The sequence below is a fragment of the Variovorax sp. PBL-E5 genome (assembly GCF_901827185.1).
Taxonomy (GTDB): domain Bacteria; phylum Pseudomonadota; class Gammaproteobacteria; order Burkholderiales; family Burkholderiaceae_C; genus Variovorax.
This window is the reverse complement of the sequence record NZ_LR594671.1, coordinates 4674349-4694460: the sequence shown is the minus strand read 5'-3', so window position 1 is coordinate 4694460 and position 20112 is coordinate 4674349. Positions and strand designations below refer to the sequence as shown.

Below are 20112 nucleotides of genomic sequence, written 5' to 3'. Positions count from 1 at the left end.
ACATGGAATTCAACGACATCATTTACGCCAAGAAGAACGGCGTGGCGCGCATCACGATCAACCGCGAGAAGGTGATGAACGCCTTTCGTCCCGACACGGTCGAGGAGATGATCCTGGCCTTTCGCGACGCCGATGCCGATCCGTCGATCGGCGCCATCGTGCTGGCCGGCGCCGGGGAGCGCGCCTTCTGCACCGGCGGCGACCAGTCGTCGCACGACGGCAAGTATGCGGGCCGCGGCGTGGCCGGCATGCCGATCGAGGAATTGCAGACCCTGATCCGCGACTGCCGCGTGCCCGTCATCGCACGCGTGCAGGGCTATGCGATCGGCGGCGGCAACGTGCTCGCCACGATGTGCGACCTCACCATTGCTTCCGAGAAGGCGGTCTTCGGCCAGGTCGGCCCGAAGGTCGGCTCGGTGGACCCGGGCTGGGGCACGGCCTACCTGTCGCGCATCGTGGGCGAGAAGAAGGCGCGCGAGATCTGGTATTTCTGTCGCCGCTACACCGCCGCCGAAGCGCAGGCGATGGGGCTGGTCAACGTGGTGGTGCCGCATGATCAGCTCGACGCGACCGTCGATGCCTGGTGCGCCGAGCTGCTCGAGAAGAGCCCGACCGCCATCGCCATTGCCAAGCGCTCGTTCAATGCCGACAGCGACAACATCCGCGGCATCGGCAATGCCGGGCTCGAGGCGCTGGCGCTGTTCTACCAGACGCCCGAGGCGAAGGAGGGCGCCAACGCGTTCCGCGAGAAGCGCAAGCCGGACTTCCGCGCCGCGCGCGACCGGAAGGCCTGAGCGATGTTCCCGCATCTGATGGCCCCGCTGGACCTCGGGCGCACCGTGCTGCGCAACCGCGTCTACATGGGCTCGATGCACACGCGCATCGATACGCAGGATCAGCCCGTGCGCCGCATGGCCGCGTTCTATGGCGAGCGCGCCAGGGGCGGTGTCGCGGTGATCGTGACCGGCGGCTGCTCGCCGAACGAGGAGGGGCTGATCGAGCCGGGCGCGCCGATGCTGACGAACGAGGCGCAGCTGCACGAACACCGGCCGGTGACCGACGAGGTGCACAGGCACGGCGGCAAGATCCTGCTGCAACTGCTCCACTCGGGCCGCAACGGCAAGATCGACGCCCTCGTCGGTGCTTCCGACATCCGCTCGCCGATCAATCCGCGCACCCCGCGCGCGCTGGCCACCGAAGAAGTCGAGCGCACGGTCGAGGACTTCGTGCGCTGCGCGAAGCTGGCCGAACAGGCCGGCTACGACGGCGTCGAGGTCATGGGCTCCGAGGGCTATCTGGTGCACCAGTTCGCCACCGAGCGCTGCAACAACCGCAGCGACGAATGGGGTGGCAGCGCCGAGAAGCGCCGCCGCTTCCCGGTCGAGATCGTGCGCCGCATCCGCGCCGCGGTGGGCAGCGGATTCATCATCGTCTACCGCATTTCCGCGCTGGACCTGGCCGAGGGCGGTGCGAGCGCCGAAGAGATCGCCGCCCTCGCGCAGGGCGTGGAAGCTGCCGGCGCCGATCTGCTCAACACCGGCATCGGCTGGCACGAATCGGTGGTGCCCACCATCGCCTACCCGGTGCCGCGCGGCGCATTCCGGTTCGCGGTGGCGCGGCTCAAGAAAGCCGTGCGCCTGCCGGTCGTCATCTCCAACCGGATCAACATGCCGGAGATGGCGGAAGAGATGATCGCCAGCGGCGATGCCGACATGGTGTCGATGGCGCGCCCCCTGCTGGCGGATCCTTTCTTCGCGGCCAAGGCCGCGGCCGGGCTGCCGCAGACCATCAACACCTGCATCGCCTGCAACCAGGCCTGCCTCGACAACGCGTTCTCGGAAAAGGCGACCAGCTGCATGGTCAACCCCCAGGCCGGCCGCGAGATCGACTTCGAGTCGCCCGCGCCGGCGCGCAAGCTGCGCGTCGCGGTGGTGGGCGCCGGCCCGGCAGGGCTTGCTGCGGCCACCCATGCGGCCGGGCGCGGCCATCAGGTCACGCTGTTCGAAGCCTCCGATGTCATCGGCGGTCAGCTCAACCTGGCCGTGCGCGTGCCCGGCAAGATCGAGTTCGCGGAGACGCTGCGCTACTTCCGCGAGCAGATCGAGCGTTGCGGCGTGCAGTTGCGCCTGAACACGCGCGCCACGGCGGCGCAGCTCGCGTCGGGCGAGTTCGACCGCGTGATCGTCGCGACCGGCATCCTGCCGCGCGCGCTGCAGTTCCCGGGGGCCGGCCATGCCAAGGTGGCGTCGTATGTCGACATCATCACCGGCCGCAGGCGGGCCGGCGGCCAGGTGGCCATCATCGGCATGGGCGGCATCGGCTTCGACGTCGCCGAGCTGCTGACCTCGCCGCACGAGGCCGGCCATCGCGAGACGCCGGAGGAATTCTTCGAGGACTGGGGTGTCGATACCGCGGCGGCCTCGCCGACCGCCCTGAAGGCGATGCACACGCCGCCGGCCGAGCGCCAGGTGACGCTGCTGCAGCGCTCGAACACGCGGGTGGGCGAGCGCCTCGGCCTGAGCACCGGCTGGATCCATCGCGGCAAGCTGCGCCGCCGCGGCGTGAAGACGCTGACCGGCTGCACCTACGAGCGGGTGGACGACGACGGCTTCCACATCACCGTCAACGGCGAGCCGAAAGTGCTGGCGGTGGACACCGTCGTGGTCTGCGCCGGCCAGGAGGTCAACCGCGCATTGGCCGACGAACTGCTGGCCGCCGGCATGCAGGTCGACGTCATCGGTGGCGCCCATGTCGCGAGCGAGCTCGATGCGGTGCGCGCCATCGACGAAGGCACCCGGCTGGCCTGGGCGCTGTGAGCAGGAGCAGACGATGTTCGAACTTCAAGTCGCCGATTCCATCGCCACCGTGACCCTGGCGCGGCCGCCGGTCAATGCGATGAACGATGCCTGGGTCGAGGGCTTCCATGCGCTGCTCGATCAACTCGATGCGCGGGAGGACTGGTCGATCTTCTGCGTGCGCAGTGCACTCAGGCTTTTCTGCGGCGGTGCCGACCTCAAGCAGATCGGCGCCAACTTCGGCCGCGGGATCGAGGTGCAGGCGAGCGCCGGCAGCCGCTATCAGAAACTGTTCGCGCGCATCGAAGCGCTCAGGCAGCCGACCATCGCGCTGCTCAAGGGCAGTGCGCTGGGCGGCGGGCTGGAGCTGGCGCTGGCCTGCGATCTGCGGATGGCATCGGAAGAAGCCAGGCTCGGCCTGGTCGAAGTGAAGCTCGGCCTGATGCCGGGTGCGGGCGGCACGCAGCGGCTGCCGCGCGCGGTCGGCATGGCCAATGCGATGAAGCTGATCCTCAGCGGCGAGCCGGTCACCGGCGCGCAGGCCCTGGCGATGGGGTTGGTGCAGTGGGCCGTTCCCGCGGCGGAATTCGACGCGCGCGCGCAGGCCGTGCTCCAGCAGTTCGCTGCCGTCGCGCCGCACGCAGCGCAGGCGGCCAAGGCCGCGATCCGCGCGGCCTTCGACACCCAGCGCGACGGCTACGCGGTGGAGACGGAATGCGTGAAGGGCTGCCTCGCGCATCCGCGCACGCAGCAACTGGTCGGCGAGTTCCTCGCCCGATCGACCCAATGACTTCTCAAGGAGACTTCGTGGAATTGAAGGACAAGATCATCGTGGTCACCGGCGGCGCCTCGGGCATCGGCCGGGCGACCACCCAGGTGCTGGCCGCGCATGGCGCCGTCGTGCACGTCGGCGACCTCGACCTCGCGGGCGCGCAGGGCACGGCCGAGGGCTGCGAGGGCGGCCGGGTGTCGGCGGCGGCGCTCGATCTGGCACAGGCGGATTCCGTGAAGGCGTTCGCCGCGGAAGTCCTGGCGCGGCATGGGCGGGTGGACGGGCTGGTGAATGCCGCCGGCTTCGACAAGGTCGGCCCTTTCATCAAGAACGATCCGGCGCTGTGGGAACGGCTGGTGGCGGTCAACCTGTTGGGTGCGATGCGGCTGACCCAGCTGGTATTGCCGTCGATGATCTCGGCCAACGCGGGCAAGATCGTCAACATCGCCAGCGACGCCGGCCGGGTCGGCAGCATGGGCGAGACGGCCTACGCGGCGACCAAGGGCGGCCTGATCGCCTTCACGAAATCGCTGGCGCGCGAGATGGCGCGCCACCAGATCAATGTCAACGTGGTGTGCCCCGGCCCGACCGACACGCCGCTGTTCAATGCCCAGGCCTCCGAAGGGCTGCGCGAGGCGCTGATCAGCGCCATCCCGTTCCGCCGTCTCGGCCAGCCCGAGGACATCGCAGAGGCCGTGCGCTATCTCATGGGACCGCACTCGAACTACGTCACCGGCCAGGTCCTGAGCGTCAGCGGCGGCCTGACCATGGCCGGCTGAGCCGGCACCCGGAGAACAAGCAATGAGAGTATTCGCGACGCTGGACGAGCTCGTCCCGCTGGTCGGCCAGCACGTGTCGACCAGCGACTGGATCACGGTCACTCAGGAACAGATCGACCTGTTCGCCGAGGCCACCGGCGACCACCAATGGCTGCACGTGGACCCGGTCCGCGCGAAGGCCGGCCCTTATGGCACCACCATCGCGCACGGCTTCCTCACGCTGTCGCTGCTGCCGATCATGTACGCGACGGCGATCAAGGTCGAGCAGATGCGCATGGGCCTCAACTACGGCATGAACCGGGTTCGATTTCCTGCGCCGGTGCCGGTGGGCAGCCGGCTGCGTTGCCGCATCAAGCTGCTGGCCTGCGAGGAAGTGGCGGACAACGGCCTGCAGCTCACCTGGGACATGAACGTGGAGCGAGAGGGCGAGACCAAGCCGGTCTGCATCGCCGAATTCGTGCAGCGGCGGTACCGGTGAGCAAGGCCGTCCTCGTCACCGGCGGCAGCGCCGGCGCGGGCTTCGCCGTGGCCAAGCTGATGGCCAGCCAGGGTCACAGGGTGGCCGTCACCGGCCGTTCGGCTGAGACCGGCGCGGCGGCCGGGCAGGTGCTGGACGCGCTCTCGCCCGGCAGCTTCTTCGTGCAGGGCGATGCCGTCGATGCCGCCCAGGGCGCCGCCGCGGTGGCCGAGGCGGCGCGCCGGCTGGGCGGCCTGGATGTGCTGGTCAGCGCCGGCGCGCAGACCCCGCTGGGACCGCTGCCCTTCGAGCAGATGACGCCGGCGCAGATCGAAGAGGGCTTTCGCATCCGGGTCATGGGACGGATCCTGCCGGTGCATGCGGCCATTCCGTTCCTGCGCCAGTCCGGCCACGGCGCCGTGGTGCTGCTCACCACCGATGCGGCGCGGCATCCGACGCCCGGCGAGTCGGTGATCGGCGCCTCGGGTGCGGCCATCATCCTGTTGACCAAATCGCTCGCCCGCGAACTGACGCGCGACAAGATCCGCGTGAATGCCGTGGCGCTCACCATCACCTCCAACACGGTCGGCTGGGAGCGCATGTTCGCCAACCCGCAATTCGGCAACGAGCTGTTCGCCAAGGCCGTCACGCGCTTTCCTTCGGGCCGTGCGCCGAAGGCGGAGGAAGTGGCCGAAGCCGTGGCCTTCCTGGCCGGCGATGGCGCTGGCCAGATCACGGGCCAGACGCTGAGCGTGAACGGCGGCCTGTCGTTCGGCGGCTGGTGACGATGACCCGAATCACATTCCACGAAGGAGAGCGCCTTGGCACTCGATGCTGACAACCTGAACCAGTTCACCGACACCGTCGCCCGCTTCGTGCGCGAGCGGCTGATCCCGGCCGAGGCCCGGGTGGCCGAAGAGGACCACATCCCGGCCGAGCTGCTTCGCGGCATGGGCGAACTGGGCCTGTTCGGCATGACGTTGCCGGAGAAATTCGGCGGCCTCGAACTCAATGCCGCGGAAGAGGTGCGCGTCGTCTTCGAGCTGTGCTACGCCGCGCCGGCCTACCGCGGCTACCTGGGCGCCAACAACGGCCTGGGCGGCCGGGCGATCCTGGTCGGCGGCAGCGAGGCGATGAAGGACAAGTACCTGCCGCGGGTCGCTTCCGGCGAACTCGTGACCGCGTTCGCGCTGACCGAGCCCGAGACCGGCTCCGATGCCGCGGCGCTGAAGACCCGGGCGACGAAGCAGGCCGATGGCGCCTGGGTGTTGAGCGGACGCAAGACCTTCATCACGCATGCCGACATCGCCGACCTCTTCATCGTGGTGGCGCGCAGCGATCCGCAATCCACCGGCGGCAAGGGCGTGTCGGTGTTCCTGGTCCCCGGCGATACGCCCGGCATCCTGCGCGGCAAGCCCGAGAAGAAGATGGGCCAGCAGGGCACGCACGTGGCGGAACTCGCCTTCGACGACTGCCGGCTGCCCGCGGACGCCCTGCTCGGCGTGGAGGGGCGCGGCTTCGAGCTGACGATGCAGGGCATCGACCGCAGCCGCCTGCACATGGGCGCGATCTGCGTCGGCGTCGCCCGCCGCCTGATCGACGAAGCCCTGAAGTACGCGATGGAGCGGCGCCAGTTCGGCAAGCCGATCGCCGACTTCCAGCTGGTGCAGGCGATGCTGGCCGACAGCCAGGCCGAGATGGCGGCGGCGCGCGCGCTGGTGATCGAAAGCGCCGCGCGTTGCGATGCCGGCGAGAACATCTCGATGGAAGCCTCCTGCTGCAAGATGTTCGCCAGCGAAATGGTGGGCCGCATCGCCGATCGCGCGGTGCAGATCTTCGGCGGCGCGGGCTACATGCAGGACAGCGTGGTCGAGCGCCTCTACCGCGACGTGCGCGTGTTCCGCATCTACGAGGGCACGACCCAGATCCAGCAGGTCACGATCGCCAAGCACATGATCCGCCGGGCCGAGACGGCCTGAAATCAAACTCCAGGAGACAAGACATGAACATCAATCGCAGGATGGCGATGGCCGGCATCGCGGCCGCCGTGGCCGCTCCGGCCGTGCGCGCGGCGTCGGGCTGGCCCGAGCGCCAGATCAAGTGGATCGTGCCCTTCGCCGCGGGCGGCTCCACCGACGCCTTCTCGCGCCTGGCCGCCGAACAGCTGTCGAACGCGCTCGGCCAGCCGCTGGTGGTGGAGAACATCACCGGCGCTTCGGGCGCCATCGGCCTGGAGCGCCTGGCCCGTGCAGCGCCCGACGGTTACACCCTGGGCACGATCCCGAACAGCCTGCAGACGATGCTGCCCTACGTGACCGAAATCCCGTTGCCCTACGACCCGATGAAATCGTTCGTACCGATCGGCGGCTTCGCGCAGTTCCAGTACGTGTTCGTCGTCTCTTCCTCGTCGCCGATCAAGACGCTGGACGAGCTGATCTCGATCGGCCGGACGCAGCCGGGCAAGCTGAGCTTCGGCACCACCGGGCCCGGCACCGGCAACCATCTCGCGACGGTGCTGCTCGCACGCAAGACCGGCGCCGAATTCACCTATGTGCCGTACAAGGGCGCGTCGCAGTCCGTGGTGGATCTGCTGGGCGGCCACATCGACCTGATCGTCGACATCGTCGGCGGCGTGGACGCATTGATCCGCGAAGGCAAGCTGCGCCCGCTGGCCACCACCGGCGCCAGGCGCCTGCCCTTGCTGCCCGACGTGCCGACGGTCAGCGAGACCATCCCCGGCTACCACCACGTGGGCTGGTTCGGCCTCTACGGTCCGGCAGGACTGCCGCCCGCGATCGTGACGCGACTCAACGCCGAATTGCAGCGCGCGCAGGTGGCGCCGAAGTACGGCTCGGCACTGGTCAAGCTGGGCTACGAACCGATGCCGGGATCTTCCGCCGACCTGGATGCGCAACAGAAGCGCGAATACGCGCAGTGGGGCGCGATCCTCAAGAAGACGTAGTCGATCGTCAAAGACGATCCGAGACCGCGAGACCGCACCACCGAGCAAACAAAGGAAACAGCTTGGCCCTCGATCCCCAAGACCTGAAGCAATTCGTCGCCAGCGTGGCGCGCCTGGTGCGCGACCGATTGATTCCTGCCGAGGCGCGGGTGGCGGCCGAGGACCGCATCCCCGAGGAGGTGGTCGCCGACATGCGCAAGCTCGGCCTGTTCGGCATGACCTTGCCGCAGAAGTATGGCGGCCTCGAACTGAATGCCTGCGAGGAAGTGCAGGTGGTGTTCGAGCTGTGCTACGCCGCGCCGGCCTTTCGCGGCTACATCGGCGCCAACAACAGCCTCGGCGGCCGCGCCATCCTGTGGGGCGGCACCGACAGGCAGCGCGACCACTACCTGCCGCGCATCGCGTCGGGCGAATTGCTCACCGCCTTTGCGCTGACCGAGCCGAGCAGCGGTTCCGACGCCACGGCATTGAACACCCGCGCGCACCGCCGCGCCGACGGCTGCTGGGTCATCAACGGCGGCAAGCGCTTCATCACCGGCGCCTCCGAAGCGGATGTGATCAACGTCGTCGCGCGCACCGAGCCGGGTTCGACCGGGGGCAGCGGCGTGTCGGTGCTGCTGGTCGAGCGCGGCACGCCGGGCCTGGTGCAGGCGCCGCCCGATCGCAAGATGGGCCAGCAGGGCGCGCACACCGGCGATCTGCATTTCGAGGACTGCGTGGTGCCGCCCGATGCCTTGCTGGGCGAAGAGGGCAAGGGCTTCAAGCTCACCATGCGCACCATCGATCGCGGGCGCCTGCACATCGGCGCGGCGTCGGTGGGTCTCGCAGGCCGCCTGATCGACGAGATGCTGCGCTACGCGCTGGAGCGGCGCCAGTTCGGCCAGCCCATCGCGCAGTTCCAGCTGGTGCAGGCCATGCTCGCGGACAGCCGCGCCGAGCATCTCGCGGCCCGTGCGCTCGTGCTGCAGACCGCGGCGCGCTGCGACCGCGGCGAGGACTTCTCGATGGATGCGGCCTGCTGCAAGATGTACGCATCCGAAATGGTGGGCCGCGTGGCCGATCGCGCCATCCAGGTCTTCGGCGGCGCGGGCTACATGCAGGACTCGGCCGTCGAGCGGCTGTACCGGGACGCGCGCATCTTCCGCATCTACGAAGGCACGACCCAGATCCAGCAGATCACCATCGCCAAGCACCTGGTGCGCGCCGCTTCGGCGCTGCACTGACACCCGCATTCCCCAATCAAGGACCATTCCGATGAGCGACCAATTGCAGACCCGCGTGGAAGACCGCGTGGCCCAGATCATCTTCAACCGCCCCGAGACCCGCAACGGCCTGGTGCCGCAGTTTCTCGGCGAGGTCATGGAGGCCGTGAAGGCCTTCGAGGCCGACCCCGGCGTGCGCGTCATCCTGTTCACCGGCAACGGCCCCGATTTTTCCTCGGGCGGCGACAAGGGCTTCCTGCGCGAGGTCCAGAAGATGACGCCGGACGAAGTGCAAAAGAACGTCTACAGCTTCTTCCAGGGCGCGGTGCGCCTCATCAAGCTGTGCAGCAAGCCGACCGTGGCCGTGGTCAACGGCGCGGCGGTCGGCACGGGCTGCGATCTGGCGCTCGCGACCGACTTCCGCGTGGTCTCGAAGAAGTCCTTCTTTCACGAGAACTGGACGGCGATCGGCTGCATCCCGCCATTGGGCGCGATGTACCTCCTGCCGCGCCTGATCGGCCTGGAGCGCGCCGCCAACATGGTGATGCGGGCGCAGCGCGTGTACGGCGAGGAGGCCGTGCGGATCGGCCTGGCGACGCATCTGGCGCAGGACGATGCCCAGCTTCGCGACGAGGGCCAGGCCTTCGCGAAGGACCTGGCCTGCCGCTCGGCCGACGCCCTGCGCGCCGCCAAGGTGGCGCTGCGCCGTTCCATGGAGGGCACGTTGGCCGGCGAGTGGGAGTTCAACCTGCTGCAGCAGGGCCGCTTGTTGTCCGGCCCCGACTTTGCCTCGGCGCTCGACGCGATCGAGGCCAAGCGCGCGCCGACGTACTAGGCATCCCCAGGGTCGACGGCCGCACCCGTGAGCGCGCCCTCGGCATACAGGCGGATGACGCCTGCCATGCCGCCCATGAAGTGGCCCTGGCTCGCCAGCATGCGGTGCAGCGACGCGAGCAGGCCGGTCAGCGGCATCGGCGATCCGGTTTCGCGGCCCAGGTCGATGATGATCTCGAGATCCTTCAGCGCCGTGCGTGCCGAGCCCGTGAGTTCGCCGCTGACCATGGCCGGCGCATAGCGGCGCAGCACGGCGGAATCGGCCAGCCCGCCCTCCATGGCCTGCGGCAGGCGCGCGACATCCAGCCCCAGCTTGAGCGCGAGGTTCAGCGCTTCGGCCAGCACCGCGGCGGTGCCGAAGCTGACCATCTGATTGCAGGCCTTCGCCGCCTGGCCGCTGCCGGCCGGACCGAGGTGCGTCATCTGGCGCGCGAAGCTCATCACCACCGGCCGCACGCGCTCCACATGCCGCGGCTCGCCGCCGGCGAACACCGCGAGCGCGCCTTGCTGCGCACCGGACGGGCCGCCGGTGACCGGCGCGTCCACCCAGGTGCCGCCCGCCGCGTGGAAGCGGGCGGCGATGCTTCGCGTGGCCGCAGGGTGCAAGGTGGAGTGATCGGCGACGACGAGATCGCGCAGACTGGCGGGGCCGGCCGTGGCGATCCCCTCGTCGCCGAAGACGATCTGCTCCACGGCATGCGCGTCGGTGACGCAAAGGCACAGCACGTCCACCGATCGCGCCAGCGCCGCGGGCGTGGCCGCGAGCCTGGCGCCGAGCGCGACCAGGGGCGCCGCCTTGTCCGCGCTGCGGTTCCAGACCTCGAGTTCGAAGCCGGCCTGCAGGATCCGCCGGGCCATCTCGATGCCGATCACGCCCAGGCCGGCGAAGCCGACCCGGCGCACCGGTGCGCTTTCCATGGCGGCTACTTCTTGAGGAGCTGGCATTTGCTCTCGGCGACGGTGGTGAATGCCTGCTCGCCGGGAACCGTCGCGACGAGCTTGTAGTAGTCCCATGGCCGGGTCGACTCGGCGGGCGACTTGACCTGGAACAGGTACATGTCGTGGATCATGCGGCCGTCGGCCCGGACGAAGCCCTTGCCATAGAAGTCGTCGTACTTCTTCGACTTCAACACGGCCATCACCTTGTCGCCGTTGATCGTGCCAGCCGCCGCCACGGCCTGCAGGTAGTTGATGGTGGCGGAGTAGTCCGCCGCCTGAATGCTCGAGGGCATCCGCTTGAAACGTTCGAAGAAACGGCTTGCGAATTTTCGGGAAGCATCGCTTTGGTCCCAATACCAGCTGTCCGCCAATTGCAGTCCGGCCGTGTTCGACAGGCCCAGGCTGTGGACATCATTGATGAACACCAGCAGGCCCGCGATCTTCATCGTCTTGTCGATTCCGAATGCCTTGGCAGCCTTGACGGCGTTCGTGAAGTCGCCGCCGGCATCCGCCAACCCGAGGATCTGGGCCTTGGAGGCCTGGGCCTGCAGCAGGAAGGAGGAGAAATCGGAGGCGTTCAGCGGATGTTGAACGCTGCCCAATACGGTTCCTCCATTGGCCCTCACCACCTCGGCGGCGTCTGATTGCAGCGAATGACCGAACGCGTAGTCAGCCGTCAGGAAGTACCAGTTCTTGTAGCCGGCCTTGACCAACGCGGTGCCGGCCACCTTCGCCAGGGCGACTGTGTCGTAGGCGTAGTGGAGCGTGTAGGGGGAACATTCCTCGTTGGTCAGGCGCGCTGTGGCTCCCCCGATCGAAATGAAGGGTCGCTTCTTCGCAAGCGCCAGTTGCGCCATCACCAGGTTCGCGGCGGAACTGCCGCCGCCGAAGAGCACCGCCAGATTGTCGTTGTCCATCCATTGGCGGGCCTGCAAGCTCGCCAGGTCGGACTTGTTCTGATGATCGGCGGACACGACCTCGACGGGACGCCCCAGCACCTTGCCACCGAAATCCTGGACCGCCCAATGGATGACTTCGGCGCCGGCCGGGCCGTCGATGTCGGCGTAGAGACTCGACTTGTCGGTGATGAAGCCGATCCGGACGGGACCGGTATCGTTTTGGGAGAAGGCACAGGCAGGGCTCAGCGCAATGGCCAGTGCCGCGAGGATTGTCTTGGAATTCATGAGAGGTGCTCGCAAGGAAAGTGAGGGTGTTTTCAGTCTGAGATCTCGCGCAGGCGATCGCGCAGCAATTGCTTCTGGACCTTGCCGCTCGGTGTCAGGGGCAGCGCATCGACGACGACGACCCGGCGCGGAATCTTGAAGCTCGCAATCTTTCCGCGGCAAAAGGCGTCGACCTCCGGCAAGCCGATTTGCGCGTCGGTTGCCGTGACGACGAAGGCTGCCACCACCTCGTGCAGCCGGAGGTCGGGGCAGCCGATCACGGCCGCTTCGGAGATGCCCGGCATCTGCAGGAGCAGGTGTTCGACCTCGGCGGGTGAAACGTTGTCGCCGCCCACTTTCAGCATGTCCTTGTAGCGGCCGGTGAAGCGCAGGTGCCCATCTGTGCGAAGAATGCCGGCGTCGCCGGAGTGGATCCATCCTTCGCCGTCTATCGTTTGCGCAGTTGCCTCGGGTTGCCTGTAGTAGCCGAGCATGTTGGTGTAGCTGCGAATCAGGATTTCGCCCTGTTCGCCGGGTTGAAGATCCAGCCCGGTCTGGGGATCGACGACACGCAGCTCCACATCGGGCAGCGGGTAACCGGAGGCCTGGGTCCGCTGATCGAGCGTGGCATCCAGAAACGAGTGGCTGACCGCGCCCCAGCATTCGGTCATGCCGTAGGCACCCACCGTGGGGCACAGCTTGCGCTGGATCTCGTGAGCAAGTTCCTCCACGTTTTTCAGGCCGGCCCCGAAATGGCCGACCCGCAGGCTGCTCGTGTCGATCGCGGGCAGGCGGGCCTTCTGATGGATCAGGTCTCGATAGTGCGTATCGAAGCCGGACAGCATGGTGACGCGCTCGCTTTCGATCAGGCGCAATGACTGCTCGGCATCGAAGGTCTCGGTCACGACCTGCCTGGCACCGGTCACGATGCTGTGCAAGGCAATGTTGCCGAGCGAATAGATATGGAACAGCGGCAGGTTGTTCAGGCAGACGTCCGAGCTCGTGAGCCCGAGCGCCGCCGCCCGCTCCGACATGAGCCGGACGCCGATGTGGCTCAGCATCACGCCCTTGGGCTTGCCGGTGGTGCCCGAGGTGTAGATGATGAGCGCCGCGGCGTCCGGGTCGACCGCTGCGGCGCGCCTCTCCAATTCGCCGTCCGCGGCATCCGTCGCTCCTTGCATGAAGGTCGTCCATGACAACGCGCCCGGCAAGGCGCCCTGCTCGAAGACGACGACCCGGCGCAGATCGGAACAGGTGGAAGATCGCAGGAGCCCATCGGCTCCCACCTCGACCTCGCCCAGCACCTCTCGCGCCATGTCGACATAGTCGATGGGCCCCGAACGCGCCACGGTGATGAAGGTCGCGCAGCCGCACTGGCGCAGACCATGGCTCAGGTCGAGGGTACGGTAGCGCGTGTTCAACGGTACGAAGACGGCGCCGACCTTGCAGATGGCGTAGAAGAGGTACAGGAACTCGGGCCGGTTGGTCATCCAGACCGCGACGCGCTCGCCGGGCGCCACGCCGGCGCCGATCAGCGCGCGTGCCACCCGGTCGACTTCGGCGTCGAATTGCGCGTAGGTCCAGCGCTGTCCGTTGAAGGCCAGCGCTTCGTTCCTACCCCACCTGCGCGCGGCCTGCGCCGGCAACATGCCGATGGTGCGTCTTCGAAACCATTCCTTCACGTCTTGTCTCCTGGCCGAGGAGACGTATTGGTCCGCGAACAGTCCCTGCTGACAATCGAATTATTTTTTCGAGGCAGCCAGTAAAACTAAATCGACTGCTGACATGGGTTGAACTGCGTTGCACCACCGGACAATAAAGGTCAATTGTCAGAGGCGGCCGCATGCGGGATGCTTCGATGCAGGAGACAGTGATCAACTCAGCAGGACCCATGCGACCGCACAACGACCCCCAACGCATGCTCGCGGATGCGGCACGCCAGTTCGCTGCCGGCCGAGGCGACGCCGCGCGCGTTCGCGCCTGCCGCGACCGCGTCCCCGATTTCGATCGCGACGTCTGGCGCGAGATGGCCGAACTCGGCTGGCTCTCGGTGCTCGTGCCGGAGGCCGATGGCGGCTTGGGCAACGGGCTCGAGGAAATGGGGCAGCTGGTGTACGAATGGGGCGCCGCCGGGGGTCCCGAGCCGCTGGTGGCGAGCGGCGTGCTCGCGCTGACGATGCTGGTCGACGCCGACGGGCCTGCGCGTTCCGCCTTGCTCGCATCCACCCTCCAGGGCGCTGCCGTCCCGGCGCTGGCCTGGATGGACCCGGGTTCCACCTGCACGTCGCAGGCGGGTCGATGGCGAGTGAGCGGAAGCGCTCGCCTCGTCACGCCATGCGACGCAACCGATCTTCTTCTGGTGTTCGCCGACGGCGAGAGCCTGCCCGCACTGTGCGTGTCCGCCGATGCAGCAGGCCTGAGCGTGCGGCGCGAAGCGCGCGCCGACGGGACCGCTGCGGCCTGGCTGAAGTTCGATGGCGCTGCGGTGCCCGAGGCTTGCGTCGTGGCGCATCCGGCCAGGGCGGCGACCGCGGCGCGCAAGGCGCTCGACTTCGCGCTCATCATGGCGGCCGTCTCGATGGCGGGCACGATGCGAAGCATGAACGCGCTGACGCAGGAGTATCTGCGCACCCGCACGCAGTTCGGCAAGCCAATCGGCGCGTTCCAGGCCCTGCAGCACAAGGCCGTCGACATGCACATTGCCGAACAGATGGCCCGCGACGTGGCGCAGCACGCCTGCGCCAAGGTCGATGCCGGGTGCACGCCCGATGAACGCGCCTGCCTGGCCAGTCGCGCGAAGGCGCGGGCCGGCGATGCCCTGGACCGCATCGCGCGCATGGCCGTGCAGCTGCACGGCGCCGTCGGCTTCACCGACGAGTACGACCTGAGCCTGCATCTGAATCGCGCGTTGACCTTTTCCGCCTGGCTGGGCAATGCGGACGAACACGTGCGCCGCTACGCTGCGCATGCCGCACCTTTCGAGGCCGCCAACGCATGAACGATCCCGCAACGACCGACTGGAACGCGCTCGCGGACGACGACTTCCGCCAGCGCGTTCGATCCTTCCTCGAAGCGAACTACCCGAATGAACTGCGCTACCCCTCGCGACGCCTGTTCTGGCACGAGATCGGCTTCTGGTATCGCAGGATGTCCGAGATCGGCTGGATCGCGCCCAACTGGCCGCGCGAGCATGGCGGGATGGGCCTCGATCCGGGCAAGCTGCTGATCTTCTACGAAGAGCACGAGCGCTGGGGCGTGTCGCGCTTCGCCGACATGGGCATCCTGATGGTGGGGCCGCTGCTGATCCGCCACGGCACGCCCGAGCAGCAGAAGCAATGGCTGCCGAAGATCATCGCCTGCGAGCATCTCTGGTGCCAGGGCTACTCGGAGCCGAATGCCGGGTCCGACCTCGCCGGCCTGCGCACCGAGGCCGTCCTCGACGGGGATGAATACGTCCTCAACGGGCAGAAGATCTGGACCACGCTGGCCACCGATGCGACCCATATCTTCGTGCTCGCGCGCACCGACAAGCAGGCCAAGAAGCAGGCCGGCATCAGCTTCCTGCTGGCGGACATGAAGCAGCCCGGCATCCGCGTGCGGCCGATCAGGGACGTGGCCGGCCACAGCGAGCTGTGCGAGGTGTTTCTCGAGAACGTGCGCGTGCCCGTCGCGAACCTGGTGGGGGGCGCCAACGAGGGCTGGGGCATTGCCAAGGCGCTGCTGGGCTTCGAGCGCATCTTCCTCGGCAGCCCCAAGTACCCGAACTACGCGCTCGGCGTGCTGTCGCGGGTCGCCGAGGCGCGCGGGCTGCATGCGGATCCGGCCTTCGCGCTGATCTTCGCGAAACTGCGCATGCAGGTCGAAGACCACACCGCCTGCTACGAACGCTTCATCGAGATCGTCAAGCGCGGCGATCCGATCCCGCCGGACATCTCGATGCTGAAGGTGATTTCCACCGAGAGCTTCCAGGCCATCGCCGACCAGGTGATCCGCGCCGCCGGACCCTTGGCTCAGCTGCGCGGCACGGTGCAGGTGGGCGATGCCGAGATCGACGTGCTGGGACCATTCTTCCGCGCGCTGCCTTCGACCATCTACGGCGGCACCAACGAGATCCAGCGCAACGTGCTGGCCCGCGAGATTCTGAGGCTGCCATCATGAACAAGAGCGAACGCGCCTGCATCGTCGGCGCCTACGAGCATCCCACACGCCATGCACCCGACAAGAGCGTGGCCCAGCTGCATGCCGAAGTGGCGCGCGGCGCCCTGCATGACGCAGGGCTGCAGGCGAGCGATGTCGACGGCTACTTCTGCGCGGGCGATGCGCCCGGGCTCGGCCCGCTGTCGATGGTCGACTACCTCGGGCTGAGGCCGCGCTACGTGGAGTCGACCGACACCGGCGGCTCCTCCTACCTGATTCACGTGCGGCATGCGGCGCAGGCCATCGAGGCCGGGCATTGCAATGTCGCGCTGGTCACGCTGGCCGGGCGCCCGCGTTCGGAAGGCTCCAGCGGCACGCAGGCGCGCGCGTACAACCTGCTGGCGCCCGAGGCACCGTTCGAGTCGCCCTACGGGCTGGTGCCGATCAACAGCTATGCGATGGCGGCCCAGCGCCACATGCACGAATTCGGAACGACCGCCGAGCAACTGGCCTGGATCAAGGTCACGGCCTCGCACCATGCGCAGCACAATCCCCATGCCATGCTGCGCGACGTGGTGACGGTGCAGGATGTGCTCGCGTCGCCCCTCATCGCCGATCCGCTGCATCGCATGGAGTGCTGCGTGGTGACCGACGGCGGCGGCGCGGTGATCGTCGCCCGGCCCGAGATCGCGCGCAGCCTGAAGCGACCGCTGGTGCGCCTTGTGGGCGGCGGCGAGGCCGTGGGCTACGTGAACAGCGCGCGCCCGGACATCACGACATCGGCCGCCCGGCCATCCGGCGCCGCGGCCTTCGCCGAAGCCGGTGTGAAGCCGGGTGACATTCGCTATGCCTCGATCTACGACAGCTTCACCATCACGGTGCTGATTCAGCTCGAGGACCTGGGTTTCTGCGAGAAGGGCCAGGGCGGCCGTTTCGTTGCCGACGGCCGATTGATCGCCGGCCAGGGCCGCCTCGCCATCAATACCGACGGCGGGGGGCTGTGCAACAACCATCCGGCCAACCGCGGCGGCATGACCAAGATCATCGAGGCCGTGCGCCAGTTGCGCGGCGAAGCGCACCCTGCCGTGCAGGTCAAGGACTGCGCGCTGGCCCTGGCCCAGGGAACCGGCGGCATGCTGGGCAGTCGCCACGCCTCGGCCACCCTCATCCTGGAGCGAGCATGAGCACCGAGATCCCTGTCCGAAAGATTCCAGCGCCGCTGGTCAATCCGGAGGCCCAGCCCTTTTTCGATGCGGCGGCCGAAGGCCGTCTCGTCTACAAGCACTGCGACGCCTGCGGCCAGGCGCACCATCCGCCGCGCGGGATCTGCCCGCACTGCCATTCGGACCGCACGGCGTGGAAGTCTTCCGCCGGCCTGGGTTCGGTGTACAGCGCCAGCCTGCTGCGCAAGGGCGTGCCCGTTCCGTATTGCGTGGCCTACGTGACCTTGGACGAAGGCGTCACGCTGATGAGCGACCTCTCGGGCTTCGGCGATTCGACGCCGCCCGTCGGCACGCGCGTGAAGGTCTGTTTCGTCGAGGCCGATGGCGGCGTCAGGGTGCCGATGTTCGGCCCGGCGGAGGCTTCGTGATGCGCGCGTACGAGACGCTTCTGGCGGCGCCGCAGGACGAGCACGTGCTGCTGGTGACGCTGAACCGTCCCGAGCTGCTCAATGCGCTCAATACCCAGATGGGCCTGGACCTGGTGGACCTGTTCGAGTCGATCGCGCAGCGTCCCGGCGCGCTGCGCTGCGTCGTGCTCACCGGTGCCGGCGCCAAGGGCTTCTGCGCGGGCGGCGACCTGAAGCAGCGCGACGGCATGAGCAGCGAGGCCTGGACGACCCAGCATCTGATCTTCGAGCGCATGGCGCGCGCGCTGCTCGATTGCCCGCTGCCCGTGATCGGTGCGATCAACGGCGCAGCCTTCGGCGGCGGCTGCGAGATCGCCGGCTGCTGCGATTTTCTCTATGCCGCGGACCACGCCAGGTTCGCGCTGCCCGAAGCCAGGCTGGGCATCATGCCCGGCGCGGGCGGCACGCAGACATTGCCCCGTGCCATCGGCGAGCGCCTCGCCAAGGAATACATCCTGACCGGCAAGCCCTTCACTGCAATGCAGGCGCAGCAATGGGGCCTGGTGAACGAAGTGATGCCGCTCGACGCGTTGCTTGCGCGCGCGCTGGAGACCGCGCGCCTCATTGCCGGCAACGCGCCGCTGTCGACGCGGCAGATCAAGCATTCGGTCTCGCGCGGCCTGGGCATGGCACTGAAAGACGCCCTGGTGGTCGAGATCGAAGCCTACAACCATCTCGTGCCCACGAAGGATCGGGTGGAAGGCGTCAAGGCGTTCAACGAGAAACGAAAACCGTCGTTCAAAGGAGAGTGATGAAGGTCCTGGTCCCCGTCAAGCGGGTCGTCGATTACAACGTCAAGGTGCGCGTCAAGAGCGACGGCACCGGCGTGGACATCGCCAACGTCAAGATGAGCATGAACCCCTTCGACGAGATCGCCGTCGAAGAAGCCGTGCGTTTGAAAGAGAAAGGCGTCGTCACCGAAGTCATCGCCGTCTCGTGCGGCGATGCCAAGTGCCAGGAAACCCTGCGCACCGCCATGGCCATCGGCGCCGACCGCGGCATCCTGGTCGAGACCAGCGAGGAACTGCAGCCCCTGGCCGTCGCCAAGCTCCTGAAGGCCCTGGTCGACAAAGAGCAGCCCGGCCTCATCATCCTCGGAAAGCAGGCCATCGACGACGACGCCAACCAGACCGGCCAGATGCTCGCCGCGCTGGCCGACCTGCCGCAGGCCACCTTCGCCAGCAAGGTCGAAGTCAACGGCGACAAAGTCAACGTCACCCGCGAAGTCGACGGTGGCCTGGAGACCCTGCAGCTGAGCTTGCCCGCCGTCATCACCACCGACCTGCGCCTCAATGAGCCGCGCTACGTGACCCTGCCCAACATCATGAAGGCCAAGAAGAAGACGCTCGATGTCTTCAAGCCCGAGGACCTCGGTGTCGACGCCAAGCCACGCCTGAAGACCCTCAAGGTCGCGGAGCCCCCCAAGCGCGGCGCCGGCATCAAGGTGCCCGACGTTGCCACGCTGGTCGACAAGCTCAAGAACGAAGCCAAGGTGATCTGAACATGACCGTCCTCGTAATCGCAGAACACGACCACGCCACCCTCAAGCCGGCGACCCTCAACACCGTGACGGCCGCCATCGCCTGCGCCAGTGGCGAGGTCCATGTGCTGATCGCCGGCGCCAACGCCGCCGAAGCCGCCAAGGCCGCTGCGCAAGTCGCCGGCGTCGCCAAGGTCATCGTGGCCGACAGCGCCAGCCTGAAAGACAACCTTGCCGAGAACGTCGCCGCGCAGGTCTTGGCCATCGCCCAGAACTACAGCCACATCCTGTTCCCGGCCACCGCCAACGGCAAGAACGTCGCCCCGCGCGTGGCCGCCAAGCTCGATGTCGCGCAGATCAGCGACATCACCAAGGTCGACAGTCCCGACACCTTCGAGCGCCCCATCTATGCGGGCAATGCCATCGCCACTGTGCAAAGCGCCGATGCGATCAAGGTCCTCACCGTGCGCACCACCGGCTTCGATCCTGCGCCCGCCACCGGCGGCAGCGCGAGCGTCGAGAACGCCGAAGGCGTGGCCGACTCGGGCAAGAGCAGCTTTGTCGGCAGCGAGATCGCCAAGAACGACCGGCCCGAACTCACCTCGGCCAAGATCATCGTCAGTGGCGGCAGGGCCCTGGGCAGCGCCGAGAAGTTCCAGGAAGTGATGACGCCGCTGGCCGACAAGCTCAACGCCGGATTGGGCGCCAGCCGTGCGGCCGTCGATGCGGGCTACGCACCGAACGACTGGCAAGTGGGCCAGACGGGCAAGATCGTCGCACCGCAGCTGTACATCGCCGCGGGCATCTCGGGGGCGATCCAGCATCTGGCGGGGATGAAGGACTCCAAGGTGATCGTGGCCATCAACAAGGACGAGGAGGCACCGATCTTCAGCGTCGCCGACTACGGGCTCGTGGCGGACCTGTTCACGGCGGTGCCGGAACTGGTCAAGGCGCTCTGACGA

The 20112-nt window shown here is 67.8% G+C and carries 20 protein-coding genes; 17 read left to right on the top strand and 3 right to left on the bottom strand.

The genetic code is table 11. The annotated features are described in order from the left end of the window. Nucleotides 1–2 precede the first annotated feature (2 nt). From WDLP6_RS22975 to WDLP6_RS22930, 10 genes are all read left to right on the top strand, one after another. On the top strand, nt 3–794 hold the full coding sequence (locus tag WDLP6_RS22975) for an enoyl-CoA hydratase-related protein (protein WP_162594216.1): 792 nt from the start codon (nt 3–5) through the stop codon (nt 792–794). 3 nt (nt 795–797) lie between these two features. Beyond that, nucleotides 798–2816: an FAD-dependent oxidoreductase gene (locus tag WDLP6_RS22970; RefSeq protein WP_162594215.1), complete on the top strand. Its 2019-nt coding sequence runs from the start codon at nt 798–800 to the stop codon at nt 2814–2816. A 13-nt stretch (nt 2817–2829) separates the two neighbouring features. Continuing rightward, nucleotides 2830–3585 carry an enoyl-CoA hydratase/isomerase family protein gene (locus tag WDLP6_RS22965; RefSeq protein ID WP_162594214.1) on the top strand — a complete coding sequence of 252 codons (756 nt, stop codon included), beginning with the start codon at nt 2830–2832 and terminating at the stop codon, nt 3583–3585. 17 nt (nt 3586–3602) lie between these two features. Further along, complete coding sequence (locus WDLP6_RS22960) at nt 3603–4346, top strand: SDR family NAD(P)-dependent oxidoreductase (protein ID WP_232077234.1); 744 nt, start codon at nt 3603–3605, stop codon at nt 4344–4346. A 22-nt stretch (nt 4347–4368) separates the two neighbouring features. Next, the gene (locus WDLP6_RS22955; protein ID WP_162594212.1) at nt 4369–4824 is read left to right on the top strand and encodes a MaoC family dehydratase; all 456 of its coding nucleotides are present in this window, start codon (nt 4369–4371) and stop codon (nt 4822–4824) included. Next, nucleotides 4821–5588 (top strand): SDR family NAD(P)-dependent oxidoreductase, encoded by a 768-nt coding sequence (locus tag WDLP6_RS22950; protein WP_162594211.1) that lies wholly within the window; start codon nt 4821–4823, stop codon nt 5586–5588. Before WDLP6_RS22955 ends, WDLP6_RS22950 begins: the two co-directional genes overlap by 4 nt. A gap of 36 nt (nt 5589–5624) precedes the next feature. Beyond that, a complete protein-coding gene (locus tag WDLP6_RS22945) occupies nt 5625–6782 on the top strand; it encodes an acyl-CoA dehydrogenase family protein (protein WP_162569416.1) in 1158 nt (385 codons plus the stop codon). Between the two features lie 23 nt (nt 6783–6805). Beyond that, a complete protein-coding gene (locus WDLP6_RS22940; RefSeq protein ID WP_162594210.1) occupies nt 6806–7765 on the top strand; it encodes a Bug family tripartite tricarboxylate transporter substrate binding protein in 960 nt (319 codons plus the stop codon). 62 nt (nt 7766–7827) lie between these two features. Then, nucleotides 7828–8988, top strand: coding sequence for an acyl-CoA dehydrogenase family protein (locus WDLP6_RS22935; protein ID WP_162594209.1), 1161 nt, complete (start codon nt 7828–7830; stop codon nt 8986–8988). 31 nt (nt 8989–9019) lie between these two features. Next, nucleotides 9020–9802 (top strand): enoyl-CoA hydratase/isomerase family protein, encoded by a 783-nt coding sequence (locus tag WDLP6_RS22930; protein ID WP_162569413.1) that lies wholly within the window; start codon nt 9020–9022, stop codon nt 9800–9802. On the opposite strand, the gene WDLP6_RS22925 is transcribed toward WDLP6_RS22930, so the two are convergent. The 3 genes from WDLP6_RS22925 to WDLP6_RS22915 are packed head-to-tail and all read right to left on the bottom strand — an operon-like array spanning nt 9799 to nt 13585. Next, the gene (locus tag WDLP6_RS22925; RefSeq protein WP_162594208.1) at nt 9799–10719 is read right to left on the bottom strand and encodes an NAD(P)-dependent oxidoreductase; all 921 of its coding nucleotides are present in this window, start codon (nt 10717–10719) and stop codon (nt 9799–9801) included. The genes WDLP6_RS22930 and WDLP6_RS22925 overlap by 4 nt on opposite strands. A gap of 5 nt (nt 10720–10724) precedes the next feature. After that, nucleotides 10725–11924, bottom strand: a complete 1200-nt coding sequence (locus tag WDLP6_RS22920; RefSeq protein ID WP_162569411.1) for an ABC transporter substrate-binding protein — start codon at nt 11922–11924, stop codon at nt 10725–10727. Between the two features lie 32 nt (nt 11925–11956). Continuing rightward, nucleotides 11957–13585 (bottom strand): class I adenylate-forming enzyme family protein, encoded by a 1629-nt coding sequence (locus tag WDLP6_RS22915; RefSeq protein WP_162594207.1) that lies wholly within the window; start codon nt 13583–13585, stop codon nt 11957–11959. 209 nt (nt 13586–13794) lie between these two features. On the opposite strand from WDLP6_RS22915, the gene WDLP6_RS22910 reads away from it, so the two are divergent. Genes WDLP6_RS22910 through WDLP6_RS22880 form a run of 7 tightly spaced genes read left to right on the top strand, consistent with a single transcriptional unit; the run spans nt 13795 to nt 20109 of the window. Next, nucleotides 13795–14901, top strand: a complete 1107-nt coding sequence (locus tag WDLP6_RS22910; RefSeq protein ID WP_162594206.1) for an acyl-CoA dehydrogenase family protein — start codon at nt 13795–13797, stop codon at nt 14899–14901. Beyond that, entirely contained in the window at nt 14898–16061 is a 1164-nt protein-coding gene (locus WDLP6_RS22905) for an acyl-CoA dehydrogenase family protein (protein WP_162594205.1), read from the top strand. Before WDLP6_RS22910 ends, WDLP6_RS22905 begins: the two co-directional genes overlap by 4 nt. Beyond that, nucleotides 16058–17224: a thiolase domain-containing protein gene (locus WDLP6_RS22900; RefSeq protein ID WP_162594204.1), complete on the top strand. Its 1167-nt coding sequence runs from the start codon at nt 16058–16060 to the stop codon at nt 17222–17224. The genes WDLP6_RS22905 and WDLP6_RS22900 overlap by 4 nt, the downstream gene beginning before the upstream one ends. Next, a complete protein-coding gene (locus WDLP6_RS22895) occupies nt 17221–17631 on the top strand; it encodes a Zn-ribbon domain-containing OB-fold protein (protein ID WP_162594203.1) in 411 nt (136 codons plus the stop codon). Before WDLP6_RS22900 ends, WDLP6_RS22895 begins: the two co-directional genes overlap by 4 nt. Then, a complete protein-coding gene (locus tag WDLP6_RS22890; protein WP_162594202.1) occupies nt 17631–18422 on the top strand; it encodes an enoyl-CoA hydratase/isomerase family protein in 792 nt (263 codons plus the stop codon). Before WDLP6_RS22895 ends, WDLP6_RS22890 begins: the two co-directional genes overlap by 1 nt. Further along, on the top strand, nt 18422–19171 hold the full coding sequence (locus WDLP6_RS22885; RefSeq protein WP_162566932.1) for an electron transfer flavoprotein subunit beta/FixA family protein: 750 nt from the start codon (nt 18422–18424) through the stop codon (nt 19169–19171). The genes WDLP6_RS22890 and WDLP6_RS22885 overlap by 1 nt, the downstream gene beginning before the upstream one ends. Before the next feature lie 2 nt (nt 19172–19173). After that, complete coding sequence (locus WDLP6_RS22880) at nt 19174–20109, top strand: electron transfer flavoprotein subunit alpha/FixB family protein (protein ID WP_162592270.1); 936 nt, start codon at nt 19174–19176, stop codon at nt 20107–20109. Nucleotides 20110–20112: the final 3 nt, after the last annotated feature.